Raw genomic sequence first — 15,640 nt, forward strand, 5'->3', positions numbered from 1 at the left:
GTGGGCGGAGAGTACCCGGGCCCCGACATCGTCGGGTGCGAGTGGAACTATGCCAACAACTTCTGCTGCCCCGCGGGCTGCACTCGGTACGCCGGTTACGACGGCGCATGTGGGCAGTACGGGTTGGGTGCGGTGGGACGCGCTTGCACGCTCGGCGCTCCGCTGCCCGCGGGCTGCCAGCCGCCTCACTACGCGACGAGCTCGTACGTTCCGGTTTGCTGTCCGAGCTGACCGCCGCCGAACGCGGCCTCGGGTGCTCGGCTGGTCCTGGCCCGTCAGTCTTCCCATTGCCCATCTGGCGCACGTCGACTACCCGTCGACCTATGTTGCTCCTGGACGAGCTCAGCTGTTTACCGCTGCGGCAAGGCGTTGTGTGGGCTGTCAGTATCTTCGTTTGTTTCTCGGCGTGTCGTACTCGGCCGCCGGCACAGACGGAGCCGGGCCCCGTGCCCATCCCCACGGCCTCCGCCGCGGCGACCGCGCAGGCCGATGGCCCACGAACCCACACGACACCCAAGGCCATCGCCTGCGGGGCCAAGACCTGTGAGCTCGGGGCGGAGGTCTGTTGCGCCGACGCCCAAGGCAACGGTCTGCGTTGCGCGCGGCGCCCGAAGGAGGACACCCAGAACCCCTGCGCCGAGAACGAGCTGGAGAAGATGTGCGACGAAAATGCAGACTGCGGCGCGGGTTCGTTGTGCTGCTTGGGCTGGGCCTGCAGCGGAGGATGCCCGCCCCGCTACGAATGTGAAAAGAGCCGCTGCAGTGCCGAGGTCGGCGAGATCTGCCTGGCGAGCGGCAGCTGCAGCGAGGGGTTCGCGTGTCACGCCGAGGCCGGACGCGAGCAGGGCAGCTGCTTCGTGAAAGACAGAGGGGCCGATTGCGGTGGCAAACGCTGCTCCGGCGAGCGGCCCATCTGTCGCTGGAGCGAGTCGAACCACAGCGGCACCTGTGTGGCTGCCGACGCTGAAACCGAGAGCGAGCCCGTCGAGGGCGTGGCCCGACTCGCCTGCAGTTCCGCCTCCGACTGCGGCGGCTACGCTTGCGGGAAGATGGCCGAGAGCCCGTTTCAGAGTTTCCACTGCGGCGGCTGGAGCCTGGCGGGAGATCGCTTCTGGCCGATGCTGTGCGTGACGGTGCGCGACTGCCCGGACCACTGGGGCAAGGCCGCTACGGGCTGCGCGCCGCCCACCGAGGGCGAGGCGCCGAGCCACACCCGGCGCTGTGTGTACCCGGAGTGAATCAGCGCGTCGGGCTCACTGGGATTTGCCGGACCAATCGAAGTCGACGGCGACGGCCTCGTGATCCGAGAGTGGTTTGCCCGCTGCATCGACGAAGCTCGGCTCCACTCGCCAGTTCTTCGGTGTCAACGTGAGCGTCGGGTTGCCGCGGAACATCACACGATCGATGCGCTCGGGCTCCGGGCAGTTGAGCGAACGACACGCGTCCTTCAGGCCAGCCCCGACCAGCACGGCCTGCAGCGTCGTTTCGTCCTGGGTGTCCTTCAAGTTCGTGTCGCCAACCACGATGACTGGCACCTTCGGCGAGTGCACTGCGATGGCTGCGACCAGCTGCTGCGCCTGCGCTTCGCGGGCCTGGTAGTCGGCCTGATCGTTGTGGCCCGCGTCCATGTGCAGGTTGTAGACGTCGACGAAGGCGCCGTCCGCGAAGTGATGGCGTCCGAAGGAGAAACCCTTCTTCGTCAGGCAGTCGCTCCCCGAACCCAATGTTCCGTTGCAGACTTGCCAGGCTTCGCGACCGAAGTCGGAGAACTCGAAGCGCGCGAGGCGGTTCAGACCGTCTCCGAGGGCACCCCCCGTGGAGAGAGGCAGCGACTTGTACGGGTGGGTCACCGCCGAAATCAGCTCGGCGTGGTACGTGAAGTCCTCCTGCACGTAGACGAGATCGAAGGAGTTGAGCAGGGGACTGATCAGCGGGGTGTTGACGATCGGATTGCCGCCGCTGATGCCCTGGGGCAGGCCGGCAACGTTGTAGGTCAAGACGGAGAACGAGCCGCTGCCTGGCGCGCCGGCTGCGCCGCCCGCGCCGCCTCCGGCACCGGCGGCGCCACCGCCGCCAGCCGCGCCGCCGGTTACCGAGCCCGCTGCGCCGCCGCTCGGAGAGCCACCGGACCCGGCGGGGTCATCGTCGGACCCTCCCGAACACCCGAGCAGCGCGCATGCCGCAGCCATCACACCGAGGCCCAGCGACGGTCGGGTGCGCGAACGAATGCCCACGCACGTTCTTACCACGGAACCACGGTTGCGGGGCGGCCGGCTCCACTGCCTCGCTGCTGGCGTGCACCGCGCTGGCAAAGGTGTCATGGTTCGGCCGCCCGGAATGGACGGTGACCGCTTCCTAGTTCTGTCCGCGCGAGCACGCCCTGCCGCTCACGAGCCAGAACTCGCGGTGCGGGGACGCTGGCTCGCGCGGGTCCGGCTCGTTGCTGCCGTCGCGCAGATGGGGCTGGTCGCGACCGGGTTCTACGCGCTGGGCGTGCCGAGAGCGTGGCCGGTGCTCCTCGCACTATTGGGGCTCGGCGTGGCGTCGAACTTTCACTTTCGCCGGTCGATCGCCCGCCAGGTCCCCATCGAGAGGACATTCTCAGTCGCACTCGTGACGGACGTCGTCGTGCTCACCGCGCTCTTGCACGGCACCGGCGGCGCTACCAACCCGTTCTCGGTCTTCTATCTGGTCTATGTGGCGCTGGCCGCCATCGTGTTGACGGGCCGCCGAGCCATGTCCATCGCAGTGCTGACGATGGTTGCCTTCGCCACGCTCTTCGTCCGCGGCAGCGCGGCCGAGGAGATGCAGCGCCTCCACCACGGCGCGGCCTTCTCCCTGCACCTGTACGGCATGTGGTTCGCCTACGTCCTCGCCGCTGCGATCGTCGGCACTTTCATCGCGCGGCTCGTGCTGGAGCTGCGCACCCGCGAGCGCGAGCTGGCCGAGGCGCAGGAGGCACGCGCGCGAGCAGAGCGCGTGGCGGCTCTGGGCACGCTCGCAGCGGGGGCGGCGCACGAGCTTGCGACGCCACTCGGCACCATCGCCATCGTGGCAAAAGAGCTGTCGCGCGCCGCCGCGGAGCAGTTCGACTCGATGGCGGTCGCGGAAGACGCGCAGCTGCTGCGCGCCGAGGTCGAACGCTGCCGGCGCATCGTCGGCGATCTTGCCGGCAAGTCCGGTGGCGATCTTGCTGGAGCGCCGTTGCCGAGCTCCGTCGGCGTCGTGTTCGACGCCGTGCGCGACGCCCTCGGGCCGGAAGCGACGAAGGTCCGCTTCGAGGGGGACGACCGCGCGACGCTACGCGTGCCCCAACGCGCGCTCGTGCGCGCCCTGGTGAACCTGGTCCGCAACGCGCTCGACGCCGCAGGCGCCGCCGAGCTTCGCTCCGACAAACAAGCGGGCCACGTCCGCTTCACGGTGCATGACGCGGGCCCCGGCTTGCCCCCAGAGGTGTTGACTCACCTCGCGGAGCCCTTCTTCACGACCAAGGGTGGCGACCGCGGCATGGGCCTCGGCCTCTACCTGGCGCGCAGCTTCGCCGACGCGAGCGGAGGCCAGTTGAGCGTGGCCACTGGCGGCGGGGGTAGCACTTTCGTGCTCGAAGTCCCTGCGGAGGTCGCGTGACTGCGCGCACGCTGCTTGTCGTCGACGACGACGATGCGTTTCGAGAGCGTCTGGTGCGCGCGCTTGCGGCGCGCGATGTAGAGGCATTCGGCGCGGCCAGCGTCGCCGATGCAAGACGCATCTCGACGGCAGAGAGCCCCGAGCTTGCGGTCGTCGATCTGCGTCTGGGTGTCGAGGACGGCCTCGACGTCGTGCGTGAGCTTCACTCCATCGACCCCACCACACGCATCCTCATGCTCACGGGATACGGATCGATCGCGACCGCCGTGGAGGCCGTGCGGCTCGGAGCGTTCGACTACTTGCAGAAGCCCGCCGACGCGGACGAAATCTTGGCAAGGTTCGACTGCGCACGGCCAGCGCGCGGCGACGCGCAGGTTCCGAGCCTCGCGCGCGTCGAGTGGGAGCACATTCAGCGAGTAATGCTCGATTGTGACGGCAACGTCTCGGAGGCGGCTCGGCGGCTCGGTATCCACCGTCGCTCGCTGCAGCGCAAGCTCGCGAAGCATCCCGTCGCTCGCTGAGCGATCAGCATCCGGCGAGCGTCAGCGTTCGGGCGTGTGACAACCGAAGCAACCGGAGCCGTCGGGCCGCGATCCGGGCGAGGCGCGCAGGAGCTTGGCCATCTCGGGCGCCACTCGACTTGCCATGAACGCGTCGAATTTCGAGGGGGCGGCGTCCGGCGAGGCGGCCCCGGTGTTCCACGGCGTCTCTTCCAGCAGAAGCTCGGGGCTCGGCATGGCCCAACCGCGTCGGGCACCGTCGGGTCCGTGACAGCGCTCGCAGGTCAGGCGTGGGAAGCGATGCGGATCGTACTCCCGGAACAGCGCGCTCATGCGCGGCATCACCGTCGTCTCCATGTACTCGAGCTTCTGGTTGCTCGACATCGCGCTCCAGGGGGCGGCGGGTGCGTTCGCCGCACACGCGCCGACCAAGAGGCAAAGCCCCGCCAATCTCGCCTGAGGCCCGACCACCGGTCACCACTTCCTCAGCGTGCAACCGAGGGCTCTGCCCGTCGCACGGCGCGGTGTCTTGCCGGAGAGCAGATCGTCCAGGGCTTCGCGCACGTAAGGTGTTGCGTCGTCGTGCAATTTGCGTTTGTCGGAGTCGATACCGCCGCGGTACACGACGCGCCCTTGGCGATCGACGATCACTGCGTAGGTCGCGTACTCGGCGCCGAAAGCGTCCGCGAGCTTGGCCCCGCGGTCGAGCAGCACCGGGAACGTGAGCGCGCGGGCCTCGCTCGCTGCGACCTCGGGCGTCGTGCCGACCTCGGAGTCCACTCCGACGAACTGGACTCCGCGGGCGGAATACTCACGCAAGAGCTGCTTCAGACGCCCGAAATGCGCGTCGAGACACGGGCATTTGGCGGCCACGAACACGAACACCGTGAGCGGCGCCCGGTTGATCACTTCGCGATACGGGTCTTCCGTGCCGCCGCTCGAGATCAACCGGGCGTCGTTCGCTCTGGTCTGCCCCGTGGTGCAGGCCACGGTGAGGCAAGCTGCGAACATTACCAGCGCCAACCGGCGCCTCAGAGGAAAGCCCATTTGACTCCTAGCGATGCGCCCGCCGCGGCGGACTGGTTGACACCAAGCGACGACACTGGCGGGTTGGAGAACACCGAGCCGAGCGCCGAGAGCTGATCATCCACGGGCCACGCGCCGCTGATGCTGCCTTGCATCCGGCGGCGCGAACTGTCCGGGACGCGTCTTCGGTCGACGCTCGCGTCAGCCTCGAGCGCGTAGAGTGCCGACAGCGCAACGGAAGCACCGTTGTCGAACACGTAGGCCAGCGTCCCGAGCGCGCTGTACTGGGGCGCGAGCGCCATGCGCAGCCCGCCGACGCGGCGGGGCGCTCGGTAGGCGACGAGCCCAGTCAGCCCCACGAGCCATGGCCCGAACACTTGCTCGAGCGCGACCCCGCCGTTCACCTGCACCGCGCCAAGCCCGGTGGCGTCGGTTGCGAGAGGTTTGTCCGCTTTCTCCACCGCACGGCCAGTCGGCAGCGTGACGCCGGTCAGCAGCCCGATGCCCGGAACCAACCGAGACTCTCGGGCGAGCAGCAGGTCGTAGCGCGCCGACACGTTCACGTCGCCCAGCCCTCCGCCGGTCTCCGAACGCCCTCGAGTGCTGCGATGCGTCTCCACGAACGGGACCAGAACGCCGAGCTGCCCGCGGCCCAGCACTCGCGCCGCGGCATACACATTTTGCTCGAACCCCCACTCGCTGCTGCCTCTGGGCGCGGGAACATACTCGCCGCTCGCGTCGTGCGACCCGAAGACGTTGCTGGCGCGGAGCTGCACGCCGACTGCGGCGGAGTCGTGCAAGCCAAGGCGCGCCGGCGTCACCGCGCTCGACCCGGCACAGCACGCCTGCGCCCGAGCGGGAGCTGCCTGCGAGATCATCGCCAGAGCGAGCAAGCAACCGAATTTGGCGTCAGTGGACATCGAGCTGCACGATGGCCACGTCCGAGACGGCACCGGTGATGGTCATGCGAAGCTCCCAGCGGCCCGGCATGAATAGATTCACGTCCGACACGGTGTAGACGCCACTGTTGGCGGCCTTCGTCTTCGGCACGGTCGGTGTGCCGTGACCCATGGACGGCATTTCCGGCACGATATCGAAGAACAGAGCGTCCACCGGCGCTTGCGACGCCGCATCTTCGGCGAGCAAGCGCAGGGTGAGTATCCCCCGAGCCGGAGGCTGATCGGGCGAGGTCCAGACGGACACACGCAGTTGACCGGAGTCGCTGCTCACGGTCGTCAGCGGCTCGGCCTCGAAGCTCGCCTCGCCCTCTGGTTCGCTGCTGCCACAGGCGGTTGTCAGCAGGACCAGCAGCACCGAGAGGCTGGCCACCCGCGCGAATGCCCGCCCGGTCACGGCGCCGTCACCGAAAACGTGGCGAACCCGTTCTTCTTGGCCACGTCGGCTGGACTGCCATCGGTGGTGTAGGCCCTCCCGTTGACCTCGAGCTTGACGTAGACGCTGGTCGCGCTGCCGTGTGGCAAGCCGCTGAGCTCGGCCACACACCGCGCTTTGGGGTCGCAGCTCAGCGGCAACCAGGTCGTGCCGTCAACCGACGCCTGCAGCTCCAGCGACTGCACCGTCATCTGCTCCACACCTGCCGCGTCGACGAGCTTCAATCCAACCGCAGCGGGCGGCCAGACCATCATTCCCGCTTGCACGGTGGCGAGGAACAACGTGAGCTCGTGCCCGCCGGCCGTCACGGCCAAGGTGTCGCGGAACAGCAACCAGCTCCTCGGCTTCGCGCTGCCCATCGAGTCGATGGTGTCGGCGGCGTTCTTCAGCGCCGCGTGAGTGGTGTCCTGGTCCACCGGCGGCATGACCGCGAGACTCGATACGCCAACGGTTTCGGCGCCGACCGCGACGGCGAGCGACCACTCGCCTTGGGGGTTGCCACCCATGTCGACGGACGCCATTGGGAAGAAGAGCGTGCAGTCGTAGGTGCCGGGCGTGGCACTCTCCGTCACGGCGTCTTCGGGCACGGGTGCGCCGTGGGACATCATCGCCATCTTCATCAGCGGGCTCAGCTTCAGCGCCGAAGCCAACCCCGAAGCGGGCGCTCCGTCAGTGTTCTGGGTGAGCTCGAGCTCGAAGTGGGCCTTGCCCACGTGCAGGCCAGCCGGGTCGGCGACGAACTTGGCCGAGTACGCCGCCGCGGCGCCAGAGGCGCCGCCGCTCGCGCCGCCGCCAACTCCCGCGCCCGCACTACCTCCGGCGCCAGCCTCATCGCTCGATGAATCGCCGCAGGCCGCGACGAGGAACGCGCCCGCAAGGGAGCAGAGCGTCGTCAGCGGATGTCCGAGTTTCATCTTCAGTTCTCCTGTCTTCGTGCGACGCGAAGATGGTGCACAGCGGCTAGCTCGAACATGCGGCATGTTGTCGCAGCTGACGGCGATCACTCGCGGTGCGAGCGGTCGCACCGCCGACGAATCACCGGGCTGGCGCCGACCGCGCGCGGCGAGATGGGGCCGTCGGCGAGGCCATCGGGGCTCGCTCGCTCGGCTCTGCACTGCGGCGCTGCCTCGACGCTGACGGAGTCACCCGCGCCCACCAGATGGAAGGTTGACGAAATGTGAATTGACTCCATAATTGAATGCCATTCATTATTGAGTCCGGTTCATGAGCGACCGCCGAGCCAGAAAAAAGCAGGAAACGCGGGCGAAGATCGTGGCCGCGGCGACTCGGTTGTTCGCCGAGGGAGGGTTCGAGGCCACCACGATGGGGGCCATCGCCAAGGCCGCCGACATCGGCGTCGGGACTCTCTACAACTACTTCCGGGCGAAGGAGCGAGTGCTGCTGGGGGTCTTCGAGGCGCAGACGGAGACCCAGCTCGAGCTCGGGCGGCCAGTCGTGGAGGCCCCAGGCGACGACGCGGTCGCTGCGGTCTGCCGCCTGCTCGACGCCTACCTGCCGATGGTCGAGGCGTTCGACAAACCCGTGATGCGGGAGATGTTCGCCGCGTCGCTGCGGCAGCCGCCGGAGGCGCTCGAGGAGTTCGCGAGCTTGGACGCGAAGCTTGCCGGCCAAATTGGTGAGCTGCTCATGGCGCTCGTGGCGAAGGGCGCGGTTTCAGCCGAGGTCGAAATCGAGCACGCGTCCGTCGCGCTCTACGGCGCGTTCGTGCTGCCGGTGCTGCTCTTCTTGAGCATGCCCGACGTGGACTTCGAAGTGCTCCGAAGAATGGTCGAGGGGCAAGTGCGGACAATCTTCACGGGGCTCAGGCCCCGCTGAGACAGGAGAAATTGCATGTGTGCGAGCAAACGCCAGAGCTGGGCAGAAAATCGCGGGTTCGGTCGCCGCACGCTCTTGCTCGCCGGGTTGACCGGGGCGCTGTTCTTCGGCGCTCGCCCGGCCCACGCTGACTCGAGCGAGGATCTGGTGCGCCGCGCCGACCGCGTGCTCAGAGGCAAGAGCAGCGCGGGTGTGCTGCGCATGGACATCAAGACCAAGAGTTTCTCGCGCAGCTACAAGATCGTGACCTGGGACGACAGCTCGGGGGCGACGGACAAGACCCTCGTGAAGATCCTCGGGCCGACGTCGTGGCGAGGGTTTGCGACGCTGAAGGTCGGGAGCCAGCTCAAGCTCTACGATCCCAAGACCAACCACATCCAGAGCGTGGGTCACTCGTTGCTCGGTGACTCGTGGATGGGCAGCCACTTCTCCAACGACGATCTGGTGAAAGAGACCCAGCTCGCGGTCCACTACACGATCAAGCTCCTGGACAAACGCGAGGGCAAAAATGAGCTCGGCGACACGGTGACTCTGCATCGCCTCGAGCTCTCGCCCAAACCCACGGCGCCCGTGGTCTGGGGCCGGATCGTCTACGAGCTCTGGGAGAAGGGCGACACCGTGATGCCGGTGCGGAGCGACTATTACCGCAAGGCCGAGGACACGAAGCCGGCGCGCAGCATGCGCATGAGCTCGGTGAAACAGATGGGCGGGCGGCTCGTGCCCTCGGTGCTGGAGGTCACAGTAGCCAGCAAACCCGGCGAGCGCACCCGTATCACCTACGAGAAGCTGCGCTTCGACGTGAAGATCCCCGCGAGCAAATTCACGGAGCAAGCGCTGCGCTGAGGCCTGCGGGGACTGCCATGTTGATCGCCAAGCTCGCGTATCGAAACCTGGGACGCAACGCCCGGCGCTCGCTGATCACGGGCCTCGCGCTGGCGCTGAGCGCTGCGCTGTCGATTGCGTATTACGGCCTCGTCGACGGGATGAACGCGGGGCTCGTGCACTCCCTGACGCGTTTTGATCTGGGTCACGTTCAAGCCCACGCACCCGGGTATTCGGTGCGCGGAGTGCTGGACCTCACGCTGCCCGAGGGTGACGCAGCTCTGGCCAGCATCAGAAATGAGCCCAAGGTCGTCTCCGCCAGCGGTCGCCTGTATGCGCCGGCGCTCGCGGGGGCGGGAGCCCACTCGACCGGCGTGCAGCTCATCGGGGTGGAGCCGAGGAGTGAACGAAGGGTGACGGAGCTGCACAACCAGCTCTCCGCGGGTCAGTACCTGGACGACGAGCCGACACCCTGGCCCAAGGCACGCGAGCTGTCCGCCGAAGAGAGCGCGCAGGATGCACAGTTGACCGAGAGCGAGAGCGACAAAGCGGCGGCGGAGATCGAGGAGCTGCCCGAGCTTGGCAGTGAACGCCCGGCCAAGCCCGGGGACGCCGCCGGCGCGCCGTCCGCGACCGGAGAGCCGGCGGCGCTCTTGCGCAACGCACTCTCGCCGCGACCGAGCCGACCGCCCAACGTGATCTTGGGGGCGAGCCTGGCCCGGGTGCTGGGTGTGAACGTGGGCGACGAGCTGTTCCTGTCGGCGCAGGCCAAGGACGGCTCCGCCGAGGGGATCCGCGCCCGCGTCGCCGGTATCTTTCGCACGGGCACGACGGGCTACGACCGGGTTCGCGTGTACTTGCACGTCGCCGATCTTGGTCGCCTGGTCCACCTCGAAGGGCGCTTCCACGAGATCGCTGCGCTTGCGACCTCGCCGGACGACGCCCCTCTAGTCGCCGCGCGCCTGCGCGACACCCTCGCGCCTCGCGGCGCAGAGGTTCGAGCCTGGAGCGAGCTTCGCCCCGACATCTTGCGCATGCTGGACTTGAATCGCGCTGGTGGCGTGCTGCTCGCCGTCATCGTTTTCATCGTGGCCAGTCTGGGCGTCGTCAACACGATGCTGATGGCCGTGCTGGAGCGCACGCGGGAGCTCGGAGTGCTCAAGGCAATTGGCATGTCGAGTGGCAGGCTGTTTGCGATGATCGTGACGGAGACCGCATTTTTGGCCGTCCTCGGCGCGAGCGCCGGGACGCTGCTGGGCCTCGGGCTCGATCTCTACCTGGTGCGACACGGCGTGGATTTGGGGTTCATCACCCAGGGGGTGTCGTTCGCGGGAGTGGGCATGCAACCCGTGGTGTACGGCGCGGTCACGCCGGGCGGTGTGCTCTGGCCCGTGGCGATCTTGTCGCTCGTGTGTGTGCTGGCGTCGGTGTATCCGGCGCTTCGCGCCGCCCGCATGCAACCCGCCGTCGGCATGAGGGAGACTTGAGATGTTGACCCTGACGATTGCCTGGCGCTCCTTCATTCGACACCGCTGGCGCTCGTCCATCACGGTGGCCGCGGTTGCCTTGGGCCTGGCAATGCTGCTGGTGTTCGTGGGCATCGCCGACGACGGTCACGCACGCATGGCCGAGCTCGGGATCCGCATGGGCTCGGGCCATGTGCTGGTCGAAGGACGCGGTTATCGCGACGCGCAGACCCTCGACTATCTGGTGCACGACGCCGACGCCGTCGCCGACGAGCTCGCACGGTTGCCGAACGTGCGCTCGGTCGCAGTGCGGCTCCGCACCAGCGGGCTCTTGTCCGCCGGCGAGCGCAGCGCTCCGGTGCTGGTGTCCGGTGCGGCGCCCGCGCGGGAGCTCGCCGCCTCGGACATCGTGGCGCCGAAGAACCGCGTGGCCGGCGACTACGTGCGCGCTCGGGCCGACATGCCCTTTGCGAATCAGGCGGCGGACATCTACCTGGGCAAGACGCTGGCAGAGCAGCTCGGAGTGGCGGTGGACGACCGCGTCGTCCTGACCGTCTCACCCCCCGGCGGCTCGGAGCCCGCCTCGGCGGCGTTTCGGGTGAGCGGGATCTTCAGGACCGGCGTCAACGAGCTCGACGACGGCTGGGTCGAGATCCCCATCGACGAAGCGCGCACCATCCTGGGTCTGCCCGGCGCGGCCACGGAGGTGGCGTGTATCTCGGATCTGCCGCACAGCGACGCGCTCACCGGGGCGGTACGGAACCAACTCGGGTCGAAGGCCGACCTCTCGGTCGTGCCGTGGCAAGAGGCGCTGCGCGAGCTGCACGACGCCCTGGTGCTGGACGACGCCGGTCTCTATCTGATGATGGCGATCGTCTTTTTGGTGGTCGACCTCGGCATTTTCAACACGGTGCTCATGAGTGTGACCGAGCGCACCCGCGAGCTCGGGGTGATGATGGCCCTCGGCACCTCGGGGCGCCGGATGTTCTCGCTGATCTTGGTCGAGGCGGTGATCTTGGCTGCGGTCTCGCTGGTCATCGGGGTCGGGATCGGGTTGGGCCTGCACCTCTACGTCCAGAGTCACGGCATCGATGTCACCCAGTTCGCCGGTGAGGTTCAGTTCGCCGGCATCAACTGGTCCGGTCGGATTTATTCCACACTCACGCCCAGCATCGTCCTTCGCTGGACGTTCGTCGTAGGGGTCGTGGTGCTCGTCTCGGCGCTGTATCCCGCCTGGCGTGTCACCCGTCTCGAGCCCGTGGAGGCCATGCATCATGTCTGAGTCCATCGTCAGCGTCACGAACGTCTCGAAGACCTATCAACAGGGTGAGCTCGAGGTCCGGGCGTTGGATGACGTCTCCCTCGAGGTTCTCCCGGGCGACTTCGCGGTGCTCGCCGGACCCTCTGGCTCGGGCAAGACGACGCTGCTGAACCTGATGGGCGCGCTGGATCAGCCGACGAGCGGCCGCGTGGTCGTGGGCGGCCGCGACATCTCGCGCCTGCGCGGACACGAGCTCGCCGACTTGCGCCTGCGCCACATCGGCTTCGTATTCCAGTCTTACAACCTGATCCCGGTGCTCACGGCCTACGAGAACGCAGAGTACGTGTTGCTGCTCCGGGGCGTGGCGAGCGCGGAGCGCCGCCGACGCGTCGAAGAGGTGATGGCAGCCGTGGGCCTCGCAGGGCTCGAGAACCGCAAGCCGGCGGAGCTGTCCGGGGGTCAGCAGCAACGCGTCGCGGTCGCGCGCGCCATCGCGGCCGCGCCGGATCTCGTGCTGGCCGACGAACCCACGGCGAACCTCGACTCGCACACGGCCATCGAGCTCATCGAGCTGCTCGGGCGCCTGAACCGCGAGCGCGGGGTCACGTTCCTGATCTCGTCTCACGACGCGCGGGTCATCGATCGCGCGCTGCGCGTGGTCGGGCTCGAGGACGGGCACATCGCGAGCGACGAGCGGAGGCAGACCGATGCGGCTTGAACCAGGCAAGCTCTTCGCTGTCGGCCTGGCGGGCGCCGTCGCTCTCTGGCCGTCGAGCGCGAGTGCCTTCGTGCTCGCTGAAGACGAGCTCGAGGAGACCAGCACCGAGCTCGGCGCCGTCGTCCGAACGTTCGGTTTCGTGATGGCCGGGCCGACGCTCGATCCGCCCTTCAACCTCGAAGACGCGAGCCCCGCGTCGACGACTGTAGTGGACATCCGCCCGTACTTTTCCTACCGCACGCCGGATCTGAAACTCACCCTGCATCAGTCGCTGATCAGCATCACCCGCTCCCACGCGAGCCTCGCGCTGTCGCCGCTCGGGCGCGGGACCTCGCCGCCACGTTTCCTGCCGCTCCGCTGGACTGCCCGCGACGACCCGACCGCAACGCTCGCTACCGAGACGGAGTGGGCCTACGCAGCGTGGCTCGCTGGCAGCGTGACGATCAGCGTGGGCCGGCAGCCGGTGAGCTTGGGGCGCGGTCGCATCTGGCGCCCCTGGGACGTCGTGTCGAGCTTCTCGCTGACCGAGGTCGACACCGAGTACAAGCCCGGCGTCGACGCCGCTCGTTTCGACTTCAGCCCGTCGTCGTCGACCACGCTGAGTGTGATTGCCGCCGCGGGGGAACGACAGCGTGACGACGACTTCCAGGCCGACCTCGCCGGCTCGGCCTTCGTCGGGCGATTCGTGCACGGTTTCGGCCGCACGGAGCTGGGCGTGCTCGTGGGTTTGGTGCGACAAGATGCCGTGCTCGGCTGGAGCGCGCAGTGGGATCTCGACGTGTTCGATCTCTACGCTGAGGTCAGCGCAACCTGGCTGCGGGAGGAGAGCGCGGTGTCGCCCGCCGTGAGCGAGCGGAAGACCGCGGTGCCGCGCGCGCTGCTCGGTGCGACGATTGCGCCAGGCGAACACTGGAAGCTCGTGCCCGAGGTCTACTACGATGGCTTCGGAGCGCGGCACCCGAAGGACTACCTGGCCATCGCTCTCAGCGAGCGGGTGGCCTTGGGTGAGCAGGTCGTGCTCGGGAATCTCTACAGCGGTGCGGCCCTCGAGTTCGAGGCGCATCCACTCGTGCACCTGACCGCGCTCGGTATCACCAACCTGCTCGACCCGAGTGCGCTCGCTTCGCTCTCGTGTCGTTATGATCTGGGCAAGAACACGCGGCTGATCGCCGGTGGTTACGTGCCGCTCGGTCCGCGCCCGGACGAGAATACGGTATTCGTGCCCAAGAGTGAGTTCGGACTGTTTCCGTACTTTGGCTTCGTCGAGCTCGGCGTCGTGATGTGAGGCCCTGACTTGCTTCCCCCCCGCAGCTCGGCTTGTCTCGCTTCGGCATGGCGCGCAGACAATCGAGCGAAGGGTTCACGGGATTTGCGGATCCGAAGTTCTTTCGCGATCTCGCCAAGCACCAGTCGCGGGACTGGTTCAACGCGAACAAGTCCGTCTACGACGAGGGTTTCGCCAAACCCATGAGCCACTTGCTCTCGGAGCTGTCGAAGAAGCTCGACCGCTCGTATCCGGACTGTGAGCTCGGCGAGCCGAAGGTCTTTCGCTTGCACCGCGACGTGCGCTTCTCGAAGGACAAGTCTCCGTACAAGACCCACGTCTCCGGGCTCATTCCGGTGAAGCTCGGCGCGGGCCGGGTGACCGAGACTCCCGCGGCGCTCTATCTACAGCTGGGCTTCGAGGCGGCGAGCGGAAAGTACACGAGCATGGCGGGCGCCGGGCTCTACATGATGGATCCTGCGCAGCTCGAGAAGTTTCGGAAGGGCCTGCTGGACGACAAACGTGGCGCGGAGGTCGCGCGCATCGTGAAGGCACTCGGCAAGAAGGGCGCGGAGCTCGAGGCGGGAGGACGGCTGAAGAACGCACCCCGCGGCGTCGACCCGTCGCACCCCCGGGCGGAGCTGCTCAAGCTCAAGGGCCTGGTGGCGATGTTCGGAGACCTTCCGGCCAGCGCAATCAAGAGCCACGCGCTCGTCGACTGGCTCCTCGAACGCGGGAAAGCTTGCGCGCCGCTCGTGCGCTGGCTCACCTGGCAGACGCGCTGACAGCGGGCTCCTGGGCGCGTTCGGCGCACGCGAGCCGCAGCGCGCCTCAGCCGCCGTTCCCGCCGTCGTACAGCGTGCCGAGCTCGATCACCCGCAGCTTCGAGACCGGGATCTGATCCTTGATCTCGTAGGTGTCGAGCAGCCCGGCGCTCCACTTGGCCTGCGCGGCAGGTGAGCCGTCACGGCCCAGCGGGCCCCCTGAGCACGGCGCCGTCCAGGCGCGGCAGCTCCACCGCGCACAGCTGTTCGAGCAGTGCGTCGGGGTCGATGGCGGCTTGCAAGATCGGCCGGTGCTCGCGGCGGATGAAGCCGAGCTCGGCGCTCTCGTCGAGGAATGAGAGGAGCTTGTCGTAGAAGCCGTGCGCGTTGAGCAAACCCACGGGTTTCTCGTGGTAACCGAGCTGGGTCCAGGTGGTCACCTCGAAGATCTCTTCGAGCGTGCCCCAGCCTCCCGGCAGGGCGACGAACGCATCGCTGAGCTCGGCCATGCGGTGTTTGCGTTCGTGCATCGTTTCGACCACGACGAGCTCGGTGACTCCGCGATGCCCCAGCTCGAGGTCGAGCAGCTTCTTCGGGATCACGCCGGTGACCTTGGCGCCGGCTTCGAGCGCGGCGTCGGCGAGGGCGCCCATCAACCCCACGCTGCCACCGCCGAAGACGACATCGAGCCCGCGTCGAGCCAGGCATCTTGCCATTGCACGCGCGACCTCGCGCCAGCGCTCGTCGACGCGGTTGCTCGAGGCGCAGTAGACACAGACCCGGCGGAGCTCTCTCATCGCGTGCAGTGTAGGGCCCAGAGCCGCCGTGGCCTACCACCTGTCAACGGACTCTTGCCGAAAGTGTCAGCGCTGTCCGGGTCTAGACCTTAGTTCTCACCGGCCGGATCTCGCACTCCGGTCTCAGTGGCGGCTCGCGATCTTGTCCCTAGTTCCGGTGGCGAAAA

Annotated in this window: 18 protein-coding genes; 11 read left to right on the forward strand and 7 right to left on the reverse strand. The window is 67.8% G+C overall.

What is annotated here, in order from left to right:
- Both IPI67_15735 and IPI67_15740 read left to right on the forward strand, forming a co-directional pair.
- Entirely contained in the window at nt 1-231 is a 231-nt protein-coding gene (locus tag IPI67_15735; GenBank protein MBK7581645.1) for a hypothetical protein, read from the forward strand.
- A gap of 92 nt (nt 232-323) precedes the next feature.
- Nucleotides 324-1,238: a hypothetical protein gene (locus tag IPI67_15740; protein MBK7581646.1), complete on the forward strand. Its 915-nt coding sequence runs from the start codon at nt 324-326 to the stop codon at nt 1,236-1,238.
- 15 nt (nt 1,239-1,253) lie between these two features.
- Here IPI67_15740 and IPI67_15745 read toward each other — a convergent pair whose 3' ends face one another.
- The gene (locus IPI67_15745; protein MBK7581647.1) at nt 1,254-2,234 is read right to left on the reverse strand and encodes an endonuclease/exonuclease/phosphatase family protein; all 981 of its coding nucleotides are present in this window, start codon (nt 2,232-2,234) and stop codon (nt 1,254-1,256) included.
- Nucleotides 2,235-2,406: 172 nt separating this feature from the next.
- Between IPI67_15745 and IPI67_15750 the strand changes: the two genes are divergently transcribed.
- Both IPI67_15750 and IPI67_15755 read left to right on the forward strand, forming a co-directional pair.
- Nucleotides 2,407-3,627, forward strand: coding sequence for a HAMP domain-containing histidine kinase (locus tag IPI67_15750; GenBank protein MBK7581648.1), 1,221 nt, complete (start codon nt 2,407-2,409; stop codon nt 3,625-3,627).
- Nucleotides 3,624-4,148 (forward strand): response regulator, encoded by a 525-nt coding sequence (locus tag IPI67_15755; protein MBK7581649.1) that lies wholly within the window; start codon nt 3,624-3,626, stop codon nt 4,146-4,148. Before IPI67_15750 ends, IPI67_15755 begins: the two co-directional genes overlap by 4 nt.
- A gap of 21 nt (nt 4,149-4,169) precedes the next feature.
- On the opposite strand, the gene IPI67_15760 is transcribed toward IPI67_15755, so the two are convergent.
- The 5 genes from IPI67_15760 to IPI67_15780 form a co-directional block, all read right to left on the reverse strand.
- Nucleotides 4,170-4,511, reverse strand: coding sequence for a hypothetical protein (locus IPI67_15760; protein MBK7581650.1), 342 nt, complete (start codon nt 4,509-4,511; stop codon nt 4,170-4,172).
- Nucleotides 4,512-4,601: 90 nt separating this feature from the next.
- Nucleotides 4,602-5,174: a redoxin domain-containing protein gene (locus IPI67_15765; GenBank protein MBK7581651.1), complete on the reverse strand. Its 573-nt coding sequence runs from the start codon at nt 5,172-5,174 to the stop codon at nt 4,602-4,604.
- The gene (locus IPI67_15770; protein MBK7581652.1) at nt 5,159-6,073 is read right to left on the reverse strand and encodes a transporter; all 915 of its coding nucleotides are present in this window, start codon (nt 6,071-6,073) and stop codon (nt 5,159-5,161) included. Before IPI67_15770 ends, IPI67_15765 begins: the two co-directional genes overlap by 16 nt.
- Nucleotides 6,063-6,482 carry a FixH family protein gene (locus IPI67_15775; GenBank protein ID MBK7581653.1) on the reverse strand — a complete coding sequence of 140 codons (420 nt, stop codon included), beginning with the start codon at nt 6,480-6,482 and terminating at the stop codon, nt 6,063-6,065. Before IPI67_15775 ends, IPI67_15770 begins: the two co-directional genes overlap by 11 nt.
- A 20-nt stretch (nt 6,483-6,502) precedes the next feature.
- Nucleotides 6,503-7,459, reverse strand: a complete 957-nt coding sequence (locus tag IPI67_15780) for a hypothetical protein (protein ID MBK7581654.1) — start codon at nt 7,457-7,459, stop codon at nt 6,503-6,505.
- A gap of 310 nt (nt 7,460-7,769) precedes the next feature.
- Between IPI67_15780 and IPI67_15785 the strand changes: the two genes are divergently transcribed.
- The 7 genes from IPI67_15785 to IPI67_15815 are packed head-to-tail and all read left to right on the forward strand — an operon-like array spanning nt 7,770 to nt 14,697.
- On the forward strand, nt 7,770-8,381 hold the full coding sequence (locus IPI67_15785; GenBank protein ID MBK7581655.1) for a TetR/AcrR family transcriptional regulator: 612 nt from the start codon (nt 7,770-7,772) through the stop codon (nt 8,379-8,381).
- Between the two features lie 15 nt (nt 8,382-8,396).
- Nucleotides 8,397-9,224 carry an outer membrane lipoprotein-sorting protein gene (locus tag IPI67_15790; GenBank protein MBK7581656.1) on the forward strand — a complete coding sequence of 276 codons (828 nt, stop codon included), beginning with the start codon at nt 8,397-8,399 and terminating at the stop codon, nt 9,222-9,224.
- Between the two features lie 17 nt (nt 9,225-9,241).
- A complete protein-coding gene (locus IPI67_15795; protein MBK7581657.1) occupies nt 9,242-10,690 on the forward strand; it encodes an ABC transporter permease in 1,449 nt (482 codons plus the stop codon).
- Between the two features lies 1 nt (nt 10,691).
- The gene (locus tag IPI67_15800) at nt 10,692-11,951 is read left to right on the forward strand and encodes an ABC transporter permease (protein ID MBK7581658.1); all 1,260 of its coding nucleotides are present in this window, start codon (nt 10,692-10,694) and stop codon (nt 11,949-11,951) included.
- The gene (locus IPI67_15805; GenBank protein MBK7581659.1) at nt 11,944-12,648 is read left to right on the forward strand and encodes an ABC transporter ATP-binding protein; all 705 of its coding nucleotides are present in this window, start codon (nt 11,944-11,946) and stop codon (nt 12,646-12,648) included. Before IPI67_15800 ends, IPI67_15805 begins: the two co-directional genes overlap by 8 nt.
- Nucleotides 12,638-13,933 carry a hypothetical protein gene (locus tag IPI67_15810; protein ID MBK7581660.1) on the forward strand — a complete coding sequence of 432 codons (1,296 nt, stop codon included), beginning with the start codon at nt 12,638-12,640 and terminating at the stop codon, nt 13,931-13,933. Before IPI67_15805 ends, IPI67_15810 begins: the two co-directional genes overlap by 11 nt.
- Before the next feature lie 47 nt (nt 13,934-13,980).
- Nucleotides 13,981-14,697: a DUF2461 domain-containing protein gene (locus IPI67_15815; protein MBK7581661.1), complete on the forward strand. Its 717-nt coding sequence runs from the start codon at nt 13,981-13,983 to the stop codon at nt 14,695-14,697.
- Nucleotides 14,698-14,876: 179 nt separating this feature from the next.
- On the opposite strand, the gene IPI67_15820 is transcribed toward IPI67_15815, so the two are convergent.
- Nucleotides 14,877-15,473: a TIGR00730 family Rossman fold protein gene (locus tag IPI67_15820; protein ID MBK7581662.1), complete on the reverse strand. Its 597-nt coding sequence runs from the start codon at nt 15,471-15,473 to the stop codon at nt 14,877-14,879.
- Between the last annotated feature and the right edge of the window lie 167 nt (nt 15,474-15,640).

The sequence above is a fragment of the Myxococcales bacterium genome (assembly GCA_016706225.1).
Classification (GTDB): domain Bacteria; phylum Myxococcota_A; class Polyangia; order Polyangiales; family Polyangiaceae; genus JADJKB01.

Bases quoted from the DNA above. Each gene is read 5' to 3' on its own strand.
- IPI67_15770 (MBK7581652.1), bottom strand. From the start codon at position 6,073: ATGTCCACTGACGCCAAATTCGGTTGCTTGCTCGCTCTGGCGATGATC.
- IPI67_15795 (MBK7581657.1), top strand. From the start codon at position 9,242: ATGTTGATCGCCAAGCTCGCGTATCGAAACCTGGGACGCAACGCCCGG.
- IPI67_15740 (MBK7581646.1), top strand. From the start codon at position 324: ATGTTGCTCCTGGACGAGCTCAGCTGTTTACCGCTGCGGCAAGGCGTT.
- IPI67_15815 (MBK7581661.1), top strand. From the start codon at position 13,981: ATGGCGCGCAGACAATCGAGCGAAGGGTTCACGGGATTTGCGGATCCG.
- IPI67_15810 (MBK7581660.1), top strand. From the start codon at position 12,638: ATGCGGCTTGAACCAGGCAAGCTCTTCGCTGTCGGCCTGGCGGGCGCC.
- IPI67_15785 (MBK7581655.1), top strand. From the start codon at position 7,770: ATGAGCGACCGCCGAGCCAGAAAAAAGCAGGAAACGCGGGCGAAGATC.
- IPI67_15790 (MBK7581656.1), top strand. From the start codon at position 8,397: ATGTGTGCGAGCAAACGCCAGAGCTGGGCAGAAAATCGCGGGTTCGGT.
- IPI67_15765 (MBK7581651.1), bottom strand. From the start codon at position 5,174: ATGGGCTTTCCTCTGAGGCGCCGGTTGGCGCTGGTAATGTTCGCAGCT.
- IPI67_15820 (MBK7581662.1), bottom strand. From the start codon at position 15,473: ATGAGAGAGCTCCGCCGGGTCTGTGTCTACTGCGCCTCGAGCAACCGC.
- IPI67_15800 (MBK7581658.1), top strand. From the start codon at position 10,692: ATGTTGACCCTGACGATTGCCTGGCGCTCCTTCATTCGACACCGCTGG.
- IPI67_15805 (MBK7581659.1), top strand. From the start codon at position 11,944: ATGTCTGAGTCCATCGTCAGCGTCACGAACGTCTCGAAGACCTATCAA.
- IPI67_15760 (MBK7581650.1), bottom strand. From the start codon at position 4,511: ATGTCGAGCAACCAGAAGCTCGAGTACATGGAGACGACGGTGATGCCG.
- IPI67_15780 (MBK7581654.1), bottom strand. From the start codon at position 7,459: ATGAAACTCGGACATCCGCTGACGACGCTCTGCTCCCTTGCGGGCGCG.